This window comes from Burkholderia sp. LAS2 (assembly GCF_018417615.1).
GTDB lineage: Bacteria > Pseudomonadota > Gammaproteobacteria > Burkholderiales > Burkholderiaceae > Burkholderia > Burkholderia sola.
In genome coordinates this window covers 816,458-828,710 of sequence record NZ_CP071052.1, presented here as the reverse complement: position 1 = coordinate 828,710, position 12,253 = coordinate 816,458, and the positions used below count along the sequence as shown (strand labels likewise).

The 12,253-nt window shown below is 68.8% G+C and carries 11 protein-coding genes and 1 pseudogene; 2 read left to right on the top strand and 10 right to left on the bottom strand.

Annotated features, from left to right (window positions below):
• Positions 1 to 15: 15 nt before the first annotated feature.
• Genes aroB through JYG37_RS03865 form a run of 6 tightly spaced genes read right to left on the bottom strand, consistent with a single transcriptional unit; the run spans position 16 to position 5,751 of the window.
• Entirely contained in the window at positions 16 to 1,095 is a 1,080-nt protein-coding gene (aroB, locus tag JYG37_RS03890; RefSeq protein WP_050013149.1) for a 3-dehydroquinate synthase, read from the bottom strand.
• The gene (gene aroK, locus JYG37_RS03885; RefSeq protein WP_050013150.1) at positions 1,092 to 1,646 is read right to left on the bottom strand and encodes a shikimate kinase AroK; all 555 of its coding nucleotides are present in this window, start codon (positions 1,644 to 1,646) and stop codon (positions 1,092 to 1,094) included. Before aroK ends, aroB begins: the two co-directional genes overlap by 4 nt.
• 40 nt (positions 1,647 to 1,686) lie before the next feature.
• Complete coding sequence (locus tag JYG37_RS03880; protein WP_089488076.1) at positions 1,687 to 3,318, bottom strand: type IV pilus secretin PilQ; 1,632 nt, start codon at positions 3,316 to 3,318, stop codon at positions 1,687 to 1,689.
• Positions 3,315 to 4,181, bottom strand: coding sequence for a hypothetical protein (locus tag JYG37_RS03875; protein ID WP_050013152.1), 867 nt, complete (start codon positions 4,179 to 4,181; stop codon positions 3,315 to 3,317). The genes JYG37_RS03880 and JYG37_RS03875 overlap by 4 nt, the downstream gene beginning before the upstream one ends.
• Complete coding sequence (locus tag JYG37_RS03870) at positions 4,178 to 4,831, bottom strand: hypothetical protein (RefSeq protein ID WP_050013153.1); 654 nt, start codon at positions 4,829 to 4,831, stop codon at positions 4,178 to 4,180. The genes JYG37_RS03875 and JYG37_RS03870 overlap by 4 nt, the downstream gene beginning before the upstream one ends.
• On the bottom strand, positions 4,828 to 5,751 hold the full coding sequence (locus tag JYG37_RS03865; RefSeq protein WP_050013154.1) for a type IV pilus biogenesis protein PilM: 924 nt from the start codon (positions 5,749 to 5,751) through the stop codon (positions 4,828 to 4,830). Before JYG37_RS03865 ends, JYG37_RS03870 begins: the two co-directional genes overlap by 4 nt.
• Before the next feature lie 226 nt (positions 5,752 to 5,977).
• Between JYG37_RS03865 and JYG37_RS03860 the strand changes: the two are divergent.
• Positions 5,978 to 8,405: pseudogene (locus JYG37_RS03860) on the top strand (penicillin-binding protein 1A).
• A gap of 81 nt (positions 8,406 to 8,486) precedes the next feature.
• Here the strand turns inward: JYG37_RS03860 and cyaY are convergent.
• Positions 8,487 to 8,813: an iron donor protein CyaY gene (gene cyaY, locus JYG37_RS03855; RefSeq protein WP_050013156.1), complete on the bottom strand. Its 327-nt coding sequence runs from the start codon at positions 8,811 to 8,813 to the stop codon at positions 8,487 to 8,489.
• A gap of 36 nt (positions 8,814 to 8,849) precedes the next feature.
• On the opposite strand from cyaY, the gene lptM reads away from it, so the two are divergent.
• Positions 8,850 to 9,128, top strand: coding sequence for an LPS translocon maturation chaperone LptM (gene lptM / locus JYG37_RS03850; protein WP_050013157.1), 279 nt, complete (start codon positions 8,850 to 8,852; stop codon positions 9,126 to 9,128).
• A gap of 81 nt (positions 9,129 to 9,209) precedes the next feature.
• Here the strand turns inward: lptM and msrQ are convergent, their stop codons facing one another.
• The 3 genes from msrQ to ccsB form a co-directional block, all read right to left on the bottom strand.
• The gene (msrQ, locus tag JYG37_RS03845) at positions 9,210 to 9,896 is read right to left on the bottom strand and encodes a protein-methionine-sulfoxide reductase heme-binding subunit MsrQ (RefSeq protein ID WP_176015605.1); all 687 of its coding nucleotides are present in this window, start codon (positions 9,894 to 9,896) and stop codon (positions 9,210 to 9,212) included.
• 20 nt (positions 9,897 to 9,916) lie between these two features.
• Entirely contained in the window at positions 9,917 to 10,912 is a 996-nt protein-coding gene (gene msrP, locus JYG37_RS03840) for a protein-methionine-sulfoxide reductase catalytic subunit MsrP (RefSeq protein WP_124631185.1), read from the bottom strand.
• Between the two features lie 160 nt (positions 10,913 to 11,072).
• Positions 11,073 to 12,251 (bottom strand): c-type cytochrome biogenesis protein CcsB, encoded by a 1,179-nt coding sequence (gene ccsB / locus JYG37_RS03835; protein WP_050013160.1) that lies wholly within the window; start codon positions 12,249 to 12,251, stop codon positions 11,073 to 11,075.
• Between the last annotated feature and the right edge of the window lie 2 nt (positions 12,252 to 12,253).

The window sequence follows — 12,253 nt, the reverse complement described above, 5'->3', positions numbered from 1 at the left end:
CGGATCCGGGCGCCGTTAGCCGGTCGTTTGCGCCAGTGTCGCGAATACCGCTTCGTCCGGCGCCTGCGTGATCAGCGTATCGCCGAATCGCTTCAGCAGGATGAACTTGATCGCGCCGGCCTCAGCCTTCTTGTCGACGCGCATCAGGTCGATGTAGCGCGCGTCGCCGAGCGCCGGCCCGCGGGTCGGCAGATGCGCGGCCGCGATCACCGCATCGAGGCGCTGCCGCGACGCTTCGTCGAGCAGGCCGAGCCGCACCGACAGGTCGCCCGCCATCACCATTCCGCAGCCGACCGCCTCGCCGTGCAGCCATTCGCCGTAGCCTAGCCCGGCCTCGATCGCATGGCCGAACGTGTGGCCGAAGTTCAGGATCGCGCGCAGGCCGCCTTCGCGCTCGTCGGCCGCGACGACGCTCGCCTTGATCTCGCACGAACGCTTCACCGCATGCGCGAGCGCGGCGGGCTCGCGACGATTCAGCGCATCGACGTTCGCCTCGATCCAGTCGAAGAATGCCGCATCGGCGATCGCGCCGGTCTTGATGATCTCGGCCACGCCGGCCGCCAGCTCGCGATCGGGCAGCGTCGTGAGCGCGCCGATGTCCGCGATCACGGCCTGCGGTTGGTAGAACGCGCCGATCATGTTCTTGCCGAGCGGGTGGTTGATGCCCGTCTTGCCGCCGACCGACGAATCGACCTGCGACAGCAGCGTCGTCGGCACCTGGATGAACGGCACGCCGCGCATGTAGCACGCGGCGGCAAAGCCGGTCATGTCGCCGACCACGCCGCCGCCGAGCGCGACGAGCGTCGTCTTGCGATCGGCGTGATCCGTCAGCAGGCCGTCGAAGATCAGGTTCAGCGTTTCCCAGTTCTTGTATGCCTCGCCGTCCGGCAGCACGACCGTCGACACGCGCTTGCCGAGCGGCGCGAGCGCCGCGCGCAGCGCGTCGCCGTAGAGCGGATCGACCGTCGTGTTCGTGACGATCGTGACCGACGAACCCTTGATGTGGGGCGAGAACAGCTCGGTGCGGCCGATCAGGCCGGCGCCAATATGAATCGGGTAGGCGCGGTCGCCCAGATCGACGTTGACAGTAATCATGCTTGTAGCGGCTTGGCGATGACGCCGGCCAGTTCGAGTTGCATCAACACCATGTTGACGAGACCGTTGACCGACGGACGGCCGGTCTCGATGACGAAATCCGCGCATTCGCGGTACAGCGGGTCACGCACTTCGTACAGCGCTTCCAGACGCCCCTTCGGATCTTCGGTCTGCAACAGCGGGCGATTCTTGTCCTTGCGCGTGCGCAGCCATAGATCGTGCGGGTTGGCGCGCAGGTAGACGACGATGCCGTTGGTTTTCAGGCTGTTGCGGTTTTCCGGGCGCAGCACCGCGCCCCCGCCGGTCGCGAGCACGATGTTCTCGCGCTGCGCGAGCTCGGCGATCACCTGCGTTTCGCGATCGCGAAAGCCGGCCTCGCCCTCCAGCTCGAAGATCACCGGAATGCGCGCGCCCGTACGGGCCTCGATTTCGTGGTCGGAGTCGAAGAACGTCCTGTCGAGACGACGCGCGACCGCACGGCCCACGGTGGTCTTACCCGCTCCCATAAGGCCGACGAAAAATACGTTTGCATGTGGGTCCCGCGCTTGCAACGGCTTCCTCTGCTTCAATCTTGCTGGTGTGTGGCGCAGCTTACTGGCAAAGCGGCTGCCTTGTCGAGCCTGCGCCGGCGGCTTCCGGCCCCGTTTCCTCGGCATCCGCGTCGCCCGCGCCGGGTGCGCCGCAACGCGCATCGACGACGGTCGGCGTGATGAAGACGACCAGTTCGTTGCGTTGGTCGCGCTGCGCGCGGTGCCGGAAAAGCGCGCCCAGAAACGGTATTTTGCCCAAGAGCGGCACCCGCGTCACATCGTTCCGGCTCAGTTGTTCATAGATGCCGCCGATCGCGACCGTCCCGCCATTCTCGACCTCGACGCGCGTCTGCACGTGCTTCGTATGGATCGCGGGGCCGGCCGCGGTCGGCTCGCCGACGCTGTCCTTCGTCACGTCGAGATCGAGCACCACGCGCCCGTCCGGCGTAATCTGCGGCTCGACCTCCAGCTTCAGCGTCGCGCGGCGGAACTGCACGCCGCTCATGCCGTTGCCGACCTTCGCCTGGTACGGCAGCTCGGCGCCCTGCTCGACGATGGCCTTCACGCGGTCGGCCGTCACCACCCGCGGACGCGAAACGATCTGGCCCCGGCCTTGCGCTTCCAGCGCGCTCAACTCGATGTCGAGTACGCGGCTGAGCGGCGCGGCGAACAGCGTGAAGCCGGCGGTCGCCGCATCGAAGCCGCCGAGCGGCCGCGCGGCGAGATCCAGCGCGTTGCGCGCGTCCGCCGTGAAGGACGTGCCCTCGGCCGACGACGGCCGCCCCTGCGCACGCAGTGCGACACGTGCGCCGAGGTTGCGCGAGAAACCCTGCTCGCCTTCGACGATGCGGGCCTCGATCCGGACCTGCCGCGACGGCCGGTCGATCGCGTCGATCAGGCCCGCGATCTGCACGATGCGCGGCGCGAGATCGGTCACGAACAGCAGGTTCGTACGGGGATCGGCCGCCGCCGCGCCGCGCTTCGACAGCAGGCGCTGGCCGGTCGCGCCGGCCAGCAGCCGCTGCACGTCCTGGGCGCGCGGATAGTGCAGCACGAACGTACGGCTTGCGAGCGGCTCCAGATCGGCGGCCCGCGCATGCATGTCGAAGCGCTCGCGTTCGCGCGCGGCCAGCTCGGCGGCCGGCGTGACCCAGATCACGTTGCCGCGCCGGGACATCGCCAGCCCGTGCGTGTCGAGCAGCGTGTCGAACGCGTCGCGCCAGCGGACATTGTTCAGACGTAACGTGACCGTGCCGCGCACCTGCTCGCCGACGACGATATTGAGCCCCGTGAATCGCGCGATCGCGTCGAACGCCGCCGCGAGCCCGACGCCCTGCAGATTCAGCGAGATCCGCCGCTCGTCGTCCGCATCGCCCGGTTGCCGTGCCGCGGCGTCGCTCATCCGGGCCGGCGGCGCCAGCGGGATCGGCGGCCCCTCGAGCGCGGGGACCGGCGCGGCGGCTTCCGTCTGCAGCGCCGTGCGCGCCGCCTGATCGAACGGCGGCGGGCCGGCGTCCTCCGCTACCGCGCTGTCCACGCTGTCGGCCACGCGCAGCGGCTGCGGCAGGCGCGGCACCGACACATTCGTCGGCCCGGCCGGCCAGACCGCCGGCAGCGGCGGCACCGACGCGCTTGCGCCGTCCGCCGTCACGCCGGCCCAGATGACGAGCATCCAACAGCCGTGCTTCGTCATGGCCGGCCTCCGTCGTCAAGCACAAGCCGCTGCGATCCGTCCGCCGTCGCAAGCGTCACGGCCGCGCGGTCGATACGCACCACGCGCGCGGCCCCCAGCACCTCGCCAGGTGCGACGGCCGTGAACGCGCCGTCGCCGTCGTCGAACAACGCGAGACCGGTACGCGCGTCGCGAATCGTGCCGGCAAGGCGGGCTGCGCACCCCGCCGCTTCGGCGAGGCCCCCCTCGTCGAATGGATCGGCGTCGGGCGCAGCGGCGCGAACCGGCGTGTTGCCCGCCGCGGCCGTTGTCGCCTGCAGCGCCGGAAATACGTCGACGGACATATCCACCCGCGCCGCCGACATGCCACGCTCGATACGCAGCGCCGACGGTACCGCCAACACCGGGAAGCGCGCCAGCCCGCCAACCATATGCAGCAACGCGTGAAAGCCGCCGTCCGCGGCGATGTGTACGGTGCGTCGGCCGTCCGGTGCCGCGCCATCGGCGCGCTGCGGTTCGATCGATACGCCGTGCAACCCGCTCGACGCGGCGAGATCGGCCAGCGCCAGCATCAGCGCGGCCCATTCCGGCGTAGGCGGCAAGCGATCGTCACGCGTCGACGCAGGATGCCCGTCGCGTCGTTGTCCGGCGGAAGCCAGGACGCGCTGCGCGTCGGCCGCGCGCGCCTGCGCCGCGGCGAGCAACGCGCGACTACGTGCCAGCCCGCTCCAGTCGGCCGCATTCGCCAGATGAATGCTGCCTGCCAGCACGGCCGCGAACGCCAGCACGCAACCCGCGGCATGCGCGGCGGCCGCCGACACGCGCGGCATGTGGCCCGCCCTGGCGCCCGCGCGCAGCGCCGGCCAATGCGCGAGCGCCGTCATGCGCCCCCTCCCGACACCGTCCGCGACGACGTCGCATCGTGCCAGCGCAACTGCACCGAGAACCGGAACGGCATCCCGGCCGTCGAAGCCGGCGCATCCGACGCAGGCTTCAACGTATCTATATCGATCCGCCAGTCGCGCTGCTCGCGCGCCATCGCGGCGAGCCACAGCGCAGCCGCCCGGTAACTCGCGGCGCGCGCATCGAGCACGGCGCCGGTCGTCGTCATGCGCAGCGCATCGAGCCGGACATGATCGGCGCGCACCTGCTTCAGGGTCGCCAGCAACCCGGCCACGCGCCGGTAAGGTGCGGCCAGCGCAGCCGCCTGCGCGTCGCGTCGCGCGACGGCGGCGGCTGCATCGGCCGCGCGCGTCGCAACGGCCACCCGCGGCTGCACCTGTCGCAGCCGCGCCTCCACGCCGGCGCGCTCGGCATCCACCCGCCACCGCGACAACACCGCAGCGCCCGTCCACAGACCGGCGCCAAGCACGCCGAGCAGGATCGCCACACCGCACTGCGTGGCCCGCCGACGCCGCAATGCCCGCGCCAACCGCTCGCGGTACGGCAGCAGGTTGAAGTCGCCGAGTACCGCCTGTACGAGCTGCTGCGCCGCCGCGCCGTCTCCGTTTGCCGCCACGTGACCGGCCGTCATTCCCACACCCCACGCAACGCGAGCCCGAACGCGACGGCAAACGCCGGGCCGCCTGGCACGGCGGCGCGCGCGCACGGCAGGCCGTCCCAGCCCGTGCAGTCGAACGGGACCACTGCCGTGCCGAGCACGTCGCCGATCTCGGCAATCGACGTATCGAAGCGGGCGATACATCGCTCGTCCCCGGCGACGAGTACGCAGCCCACGACCCCCAGCACGCGCCGACGCAACGCATCGGGAAGCGCCTCCGGCAACGTGCCGGACAGGGAGAGCACCTGCATCGCCGACCGTCCCTCGATTCGCCAGCCGCGCACGCCCGCGTCGCAGAACCAGAGCACGGCGTACGCGCCCTGCGCATCGAGTTCGAACCGTGCGGCATAGCGCAGCGCGCGCAGCACGGCGGCCGACTCGCCGTCGATCACCGTCAGGTCGATACCGGCCTGCGCGGCCACGTCGATCCGCCGCTCGAGCAGCGCCAGCGGCGCGACCGCCACCGCGATCTCGCCGGACCGCGCGCCGCCGTAGTGCCGCCAGTCGAACGCGAGACTGTCCGGCGCGAGCCCCGAGATGCGTTCGGCGGCCTGCCGCGCGGCGTCCGGGATGTCGCCGCGCCCGGCCAGATCGAGCGTCGCGGTGCGCATCTCGTCATCGTGCAGCGCCATCACGCCGCGCGCGTCGCACTGCACGTCGGACGCCGACAGCCGCGCCACGGCCGCCGCCAGCGACCGCGCGACCGCCGCCCAACGCGCGTCCTCCGGCCCGCCCGCCAAGCCAACCGGTTCGCGCTCGAGCCCCTCGACGCGCACCTCCGCTTCCCTGCCGCGCCGGCTCAGCACGGCCACCCTCACTTCGTGCGCACCGACGTCGATTCCCGTCGACCGGTGCCTGCCCTGTGCAAACCGCGCCACCCATCGTCCTGCCATCCCAGCCTCCCGAGATCGTCGCGGCCCATGCCGCGCATCCGAGACCTGATTCTGCAAAGCGACGCGCGCCGCCGACAGTCGGCCAAACGGCCAGCATTGGTCCACGGCGGCCGTGCACGGACTATGCTGACGGCACGCCGACCCGCGGCTTGGCGACGGGCGGCCCCCGCGTCAGGAGCGCTCTTACCGGGCAGCTATAATCGCGGGACTGTTTTCCGGTATGCCTATGCAATCCACGACTCCTACGTCCCCGCCTCCCGCCCCGGAGCCGAAGAAGCGGCCCTGGTGGCAAAAAGTCCTGCTCGGCTTCGCCGCGATGTGCGTGGCCCTCGTCGTGGCCGGCGGCCTCGTGCTCGGCTACGCGCTCGTCGTGGCCTGGCCGAACATGCCGTCGCTCGATGCGCTGACCGACTATCGCCCGAAGGTGCCGCTGCGCATCTACACGTCCGATCACGTGCTGATCGGCGAATTCGGCGAGGAGCGCCGCGACGTCGTCCATTTCAAGGACGTGCCCGACTCGCTGAAGAAGGCGATCCTCGCGATCGAGGATGCGCGCTTCTACGATCACGGCGGCGTCGACCTCACCGGCATCATCCGCGCCGGCTTCGTCGCGCTGACGAACGGCCACGCGTCGCAGGGCGCGAGCACGATCACGATGCAGGTCGCACGCAACTTCTTCCTGTCGAGCGAGAAGACCTACACGCGCAAGATCTACGAGATGCTGCTCGCGTACCGGATCGAGCGCGCGCTGACGAAGGATCAGATTCTCGAGGTCTACATGAATCAGATCTATCTCGGCCAGCGCGCGTACGGCTTCGCGAGCGCCGCACGGGTCTATTTCGGCAAGGACCTGAAGGACATCACGCTCGCGGAAGCCGCGATGCTCGCGGGGCTGCCGAAGGCGCCGTCCGCGTACAACCCGGTCGTCAACCCGAAGCGCGCGAAGGTACGCCAGGAATATATCCTGCAACGGATGCTCGAGCTGAACTTCATCACGCGCGAACAGTACGACGAAGCGTCCGCGCAGCCGCTCGTCGTCAAGGGTCCGGGCCGCGATTTCAGCGTGCACGCGGAGTACGTCGCCGAAATGGTCAGACAGATGATGTACGCGCAGTACCGTGAGGAAACCTACACGCGCGGCTTCAACGTCGTCACGACGATCGATTCCGCGGATCAGCAGGTCGCGTACACCGCGCTGCGCAAGGGCATCATGGATTACGAGCGCCGTCACGGCTATCGCGGGCCGGAAGGCTTCATCGAGCTGCCGGCCGGTGCCGACGACCGCGAACAGGCGATCGACGACGCGCTGCTCGAGCATCCCGACAACGGCGAGCTGATCGCCGCGGTCGTGACGGCCGCGAGCCCGCGCCAGATCACGGTGGCGTTCATCGACGGCAGTACCGCGACGATCGACGGCGACAACCTGCGCTTCGCGTCAGGCGCGCTGTCGGCCAACGCGCAGCCGAACCGCCGGATCCGCCCGGGCGCGATCGTCCGCGTGGTGAAGAACGACGCCGGCAAGTGGTCGATCACGCAGTTGCCGCAGGTCGAGGGTGCGTTCCTGTCGATCGTCCCGCAGGACGGCGCGATCCGCTCGCTCGTCGGCGGCTTCGACTACAACAAGAACAAGTTCAACCACGTCACGCAGGCATGGCGGCAACCGGGTTCGTCGTTCAAGCCGTTCATCTACTCGGCGTCGCTCGACAAGGGCCTCGGGCCGGCGACCGTGATCAACGACGGCCCGCTGTATTTTAGCGCCGCGGAAACGGGCGGCCAGCCGTGGGAGCCGAAGAACTACGGCGGCGGCTTCGAGGGCCCGATGTCGATGCGCACCGCGCTGCAGCGCTCGCGCAACCTCGTGTCGATCCGGATCCTGAACCACATCGGCACGAAATACGCGCAGCAATACATCACGCGCTTCGGCTTCGACGCCGGGGGGCCCCCCCCCCCCCCCCGGGGGGGCCCCCCCCCCCCCCCCCCCCCCCCCCCCCGCCCGGGCGCCCCCCCCCCCCGGCCAGGTCACGCCGCTGCAAATGGCAGGCGCGTACTCGGTCTTCGCGAACGGCGGCTACCGCGTCAATCCGTACCTGATCGCCGAGGTCACCGATCCGAACGGCGCGATCGTCGCGCGCGCGCAGCCGCTCGTCGCCGAGCAGAACGCGCCGCGCGCGATCGACGCGCGCAACGCGTACGTGATGAACAGCCTGCTGCAGAGCGTCGCGCAGCGCGGCACGGGCGCGCGGACCAACGTGCTGAAGCGCGCCGACCTCGCGGGCAAGACCGGCACGACGAACGACTCGCACGACGCCTGGTTCGCCGGCTACCAGCACACGCTCGCCGCGATCGCGTGGATCGGCTACGACAATCCGCGCAGCCTCGGCGATCGCGAAACCGGCGGCGGCCTGTCGCTGCCGGTCTGGATCGACTACATGGGTGCGGCGCTGAAGGGCGTGCCGGAATTCAAGCCGACGGTGCCGGACGGCGTCGAGTCGCTCGGCGGCGAGCTGTATTTCACCGAGTTCACGCCGGGGCACGGCTTCGTGTCGACGGTCGGCGTGCCGCAGGCGCCGGCCGCGCAGAACGTCGACGAGGCCGTGCCGCACGTCGACGAACAGGAAAAGCAGGACATCATGAACCTGTTCCAGGGCCACTGACCCGCGGCCCGACCATGAAAAAAGCGCCCCGCGGGGCGCTTTTTCTTTGGGCACGACATTCGGGACCCGCTGCCCCGGCCGTCACGCGCCGAACGTGATCGGCAGGCCGGCCTGCTGCGTCGCGTATTCGGTGAGCGCCGAGAAGAACTCGGTGCCCGTGCGCGTATCGCGCCACGCACCGTCGACGAAACGGTAGTGGAATCCACCGGCCTTCGCGGCGATCCACACTTCCTTCATCGGCGGTTGCAGGTTGACGATGATCTTCGAGCCGTTTTCGAACGTCAGCGTCAGCACGCTGCCGTTGCGCTCCAGATCGATGTCGTGATCGCCGTCGTTCGCGACGTCCACGGTACGCTCGACGGCCGCCAGCACGGCCTCGGCACGGGCCAGGTATTCAGTATCGGACATGCTAAACTCTATCGGTTAAATTGTTCAGGGACGATCATGCGAGTCGTTTTCCGGATGAGCGCGATTGTAGCGGCTTTGGCGATTCTTGCCGGCTGCGGTCAAAGCGGCGCGCTCTATCTGCCCACCGTACCCCCGATGCCCAAGCCGATCCAGCAGCAGAACACGCCGCCGTCGGACGTGAAACCGACCGACGAAAACGCGTCGTCCGACGAGACGCCCGACACGTCCGGCTCGCCGCTCACGCTGTCGCCCGAACTGTCGAGCACCGCATCGACCATGCCCGCCCCGGCATCGGGCCCGGCAGCCACGAAGTAACGACGCGATGCCGCCCGCGCGGCGCGCGCAACGAGGCGATGACTCCCCGGTCATCGCCTTTTGTTTTTTCGGGCCGCCGCGTCACGCACGCACGCGCCGCCAGCCCCACGCAACCACCCGCCAGCCGAGCAGCGCGGCGACGATCGCCGCGTAGAGCTTCGGCTGCGCGAGATCGTGCTTGCCGGCCCGCATCCACCAGAAGTGCAGCACGCCGAACAGCGCGATCGCATAGATCGCGCTGTGCAGCGTCGCCCAGTGGCGCCCCAGCCGGCGCACCATCGCGCGCGGCGACGTCGCGGCGAGCGGAATCAGCAGCACGAACGCCGCGAAGCCGACGGTGATGAACGGGCGCTTGCCGACGTCCTTCAGGATCGCGACGACGTCGAACCACTTGTCGAACCACAGGTAGGTCGTGAAATGCAGCGTCGCGTAAAAGAACGCGAACAGCCCGATCATCCGGCGAAAGCGCAGCAGCGACGCGAAGCCCGTGATGCGCCTGAGCGGCGTGACGGCAAGCGTGATGCACAACAGGACGAGCGTCCACAAGCCGGTCGAGCGCGTGATGAATTCGATCGGGTTCGCGCCCAGCCGGTCCGTCAGCCCGAACAGCACGACGCGCGCGAGCGGATACAGGCCGGCCGCGAACGCCAGCACCTTGGCCGGTGCGAGCCAGCGCGGCGCGGCGGGACGGATCGCACCGGTCCGCGCGGTGCGTGCGGCCGACCGGACACCCGCGGCGCGCTCGGAAGTGAGCGTCGAAGGACGCATGTCGTTTCTCACCGTCGTGCTCAGAAATTCTTCTTCAGGTCCATGCCCTGATACATCGAGGCGACCAGATCGCCGTAGCCGTTGAACATCAGTGTCTTGCGCTTCGGCGTGAAAAAGCCGTCCTCGCCGATGCGCCGCTCGGTCGCCTGGCTCCAGCGCGGATGATCGACGTTGGGGTTCACGTTCGAATAAAAGCCGTACTCGTTCGCGGCGTACGTGTTCCAGCTCGTCTTCGGCTGCTTGTCGACGAAGCGGATCTTCACGAGCGACTTCGCGCTCTTGAAGCCGTACTTCCACGGCACGACGATCCGCACCGGCGCGCCATTCTGGTTCGGCAGTACCTGGCCGTAGACGCCCATCGTCAGCAGCGTCAGCGGATTCATCGCCTCGTCCATGCGCAGCCCTTCCGAATACGGCCAGTCGAGCACGGGCGTCGACAGGCCGGGCATTTGCGACGGATCGGCCAGCGTGACGAACTGCACGTATTTCGCGTTGCCGGTCGGCTGCACGCGCTTGATCAGCTCGGACAGCGGCACGCCGATCCACGGGATCACCATCGACCAGCCCTCGACGCAGCGCAGCCGGTACACGCGCTCCTCGAGCGGCGCGAGCTTCAGCAACTCGTCGAGATCGAACACTTTCGGGTGCTGCACCTCGCCTTCGACGCTCACGCGCCACGGGCGCGGCCGCAGCGTGCCGGCGTTCTGCGCCGGGTCGCTCTTGTCGGTGCCGAATTCGTAGAAGTTGTTGTAGGACGTGATGTCCTTGAACGGCGTCACCTTGTCGATGGCGACGAACTTCGGGTTCGTTTTTGCCGCGAGCTTCGCCGCGCGCGGATCGGGCGACGCATACGCGGCGAGCGCCGCGCCGCTGGCGCCAAACAGGCCGCCCGCGGCCGCGAGGCCGGCCGCCTGCAATACGCGCCGCCGGTTCTCGAACACCGCGCGCGGGGTGATCTCGCTCGGCGCGATGTCCGCGCCGGTCAGTACGTTACGCAAAGGGCGTTTGATCCACATCGTGCAGTTCCTCCCGCATGCGCGGCGCGCATGCTTCATCAGCGTTCGACCCGGCCCGTCACGCGCCGTTCGACGCCCGGTTCGCCCGCCGCGTTACAAAAGAAAACCGCCGGGCACGCAGTGCACCGGCGGTTCGATAGTCGGACGAGCGTCGGAAATCTTACAGTTTGCCGTAGCTGTGCAGCCCGGACAGGAACATGTTGACGCCGAGGAACGCGAACGTCGTGACCAGCAGGCCGGTGAGCGCCCACCACGCGGCCACCGCGCCGCGCAGGCCCTTCATCAGCCGCATGTGCAGCCACGCCGCGTAGTTCAGCCACACGATCAGCGCCCAGGTTTCCTTCGGATCCCAGCTCCAGTAGCCGCCCCACGCTTCGGCCGCCCACAGCGCGCCGAGGATCGTCGCGATCGTGAAGAACGCGAAACCAACCGCGATCGACTTGTACATCACGTCGTCGAGCACTTCCAGCGTCGGCAGGCGATCCGCGAGGATCCCGCGCTCCTTCATCAGATACGCGACCGACACCATCGCCGACAGCGCGAAGCTGCCGTAGCCGATGAAGTTCGCCGGCACGTGGATCTTCATCCACCAACTTTGCAGCGCCGGCACGAGCGGCTGAATCTGCTGCGCATCGCGTGCGACCGAGTACCACATCAGGAAGCCGACCGCCGCGCTGATGACCAGCAGCACGAACGCGCCGAGCGAACGCGTGCCGTAGTGGCCTTCGTAATACAGATAAAGCAGCGCGGTGATCAGGCTGAACAGGACGAACACTTCATACAGGTTCGACACGGGGATATGCCCGACGTCCGCACCGATCAGGTAGGACTCGTACCAGCGCACCATCAGCCCGGTGAAGCCCATCAGCACGGCGACCCACGTGAGCTTCTGGCCGATCGCGGCGCCCGTTTCGGAGCGCGCGAGCAGGCCGATCCAGTAGAAGATCGTCGCGAGCACGAACAGCGCGCTCATCCACAGGATCGCCGACTGGCTCGACAGGAAGTACTTGAGGAAGAACGCCGAATCGGCGCGCGCGAGATCGCCCTGGTAGATCTGGATCGACAGCAGCGACAGCACGGCGATCGACGCCATCATCAGCCGCGCGGGCTTCCAGCGCCAGCCGAGCGCGACAAGCGCCGGCACGGTGCCGATCATCACCGCCTTGTCGTAGTAATCCATGTGCGCGTTGTAGTGCACGAGCGCATAGCCCGCGCCCGCCACCAGCGCCAGCGCGAACAGCCAGTCGAACAGCGACAGGCGCGCGAGGAACGGACGGTCGTCGAACAGCGGCGACGCTGCCGGCGCCGTACGGGAAGAGGAAACTTGCGTGAGATCCATGA

What these genes read in the sequence shown, in the direction of transcription:
- ccsB (WP_050013160.1), bottom strand. Translation starts at nt 12,251, where the DNA reads ATGGATCTCACGCAAGTTTCCTCTTCCCGTACGGCGCCGGCAGCGTCG.
- JYG37_RS03870 (WP_050013153.1), bottom strand. Translation starts at nt 4,831, where the DNA reads ATGACGGCCGGTCACGTGGCGGCAAACGGAGACGGCGCGGCGGCGCAG.
- JYG37_RS03865 (WP_050013154.1), bottom strand. Translation starts at nt 5,751, where the DNA reads ATGGCAGGACGATGGGTGGCGCGGTTTGCACAGGGCAGGCACCGGTCG.
- JYG37_RS03880 (WP_089488076.1), bottom strand. Translation starts at nt 3,318, where the DNA reads ATGACGAAGCACGGCTGTTGGATGCTCGTCATCTGGGCCGGCGTGACG.
- JYG37_RS03875 (WP_050013152.1), bottom strand. Translation starts at nt 4,181, where the DNA reads ATGACGGCGCTCGCGCATTGGCCGGCGCTGCGCGCGGGCGCCAGGGCG.
- msrP (WP_124631185.1), bottom strand. Translation starts at nt 10,912, where the DNA reads ATGTGGATCAAACGCCCTTTGCGTAACGTACTGACCGGCGCGGACATC.
- lptM (WP_050013157.1), top strand. Translation starts at nt 8,850, where the DNA reads ATGCGAGTCGTTTTCCGGATGAGCGCGATTGTAGCGGCTTTGGCGATT.
- msrQ (WP_176015605.1), bottom strand. Translation starts at nt 9,896, where the DNA reads ATGCGTCCTTCGACGCTCACTTCCGAGCGCGCCGCGGGTGTCCGGTCG.
- aroB (WP_050013149.1), bottom strand. Translation starts at nt 1,095, where the DNA reads ATGATTACTGTCAACGTCGATCTGGGCGACCGCGCCTACCCGATTCAT.
- cyaY (WP_050013156.1), bottom strand. Translation starts at nt 8,813, where the DNA reads ATGTCCGATACTGAATACCTGGCCCGTGCCGAGGCCGTGCTGGCGGCC.